This is a genomic window from Vibrio sp. Vb0937, assembly GCF_033338855.1.
Genome location: NZ_JAWOTK010000401.1, coordinates 1 through 1091 on the forward strand (window position 1 = coordinate 1; position 1091 = coordinate 1091).

At 45.1% G+C, this 1091-nt stretch carries 1 protein-coding gene; it reads right to left on the reverse strand.

What is annotated here, in order from left to right:
• Positions 1–147: 147 nt before the first annotated feature.
• A partial coding sequence (locus R7P67_RS26045; protein ID WP_318086485.1) for an AMP-dependent synthetase/ligase occupies positions 148–1091 on the reverse strand: 944 nt, incomplete at its 5' end.

Genomic DNA, 1091 nt, shown 5'->3' on the forward strand with positions numbered 1-1091 from the left:
AATTTCACAGAGTTTTACCCAAACATCAGAAATTCACCCGTTATCTGCATCATCAAGCCGAACTGCTGCACATACAAAAATCCCCAACGATACCAAAAGGTATGGCTGGGGATCTTTTCATCAATCTGAAATCTAAGTCAGTGCTTGTTACTTTTTATCTGACTTTTCGTTGTACATTTCTTCGATTTCGTCTTGGTATTTATCGTTAATCACTTTACGACGCAGTTTTTGCGTTGGCGTTAACTCTCCATCGTCCATAGAGAAAGCTCTTGGTAGCAGTTTGAACTTCTTAACTTGCTCAAATTTCGCCAGTTCTTTTTGCAGTTCATTCACTCGCTTCTCAAGCATTTCGACCACTTGGTGGTGTTTGATAAGCTCAACTCGGTCATGGTATGCGATGTTCAGTTCTTTCGCATATTCTTCAAGAGAGTCAAAACACGGCACAATCAGCGCAGAAACAAACTTGCGTGTATCGGCAATCACCGCAATCTGCTCAATGAAGTGGTCTTTACCAATCGCACCTTCGATCATTTGCGGTGCAATGTATTTACCACCAGAGGTTTTCATCAGTTCTTTAATGCGATCGGTGATGAACAGGTTGCCATTTTCATCAATATGGCCAGCATCACCGGTCTTTAAGAAACCGTGCTCATCAAACGTCTTTTCGGTCTCTTCTGGCATTTTGTAGTAACCACGCATCACCATCGGGCCACGAACTAGAATCTCGTTGTTTTCGCCAATCTTCACTTGCGCGCCAGGCATCGACATACCGATAGAATCCGGATCAAAGCACTTGTCATCCCAGCACGAAATCGTCGCGGTGGTTTCTGTCATGCCGTAGCCCAACTTCACGTTGATGCCAATAGCATGGAAGAAGCGACCAATGGTTTCATCCAACTTCGCGCCACCACATGGCATAAAGTTGATACGACCACCGAGCAGTGCGCGCAACTTACTGAGCACCAGCTTGTCAGCTAATGCGTGTGCTTTACGCAGCATCATCGAAGGTTTGCGTTTTTCTTGATGGCAAAGTGCCATTTTCGCGCCCATATTCACCGCCCAAGTAAACATGATCTTGCGATGAATCGGTG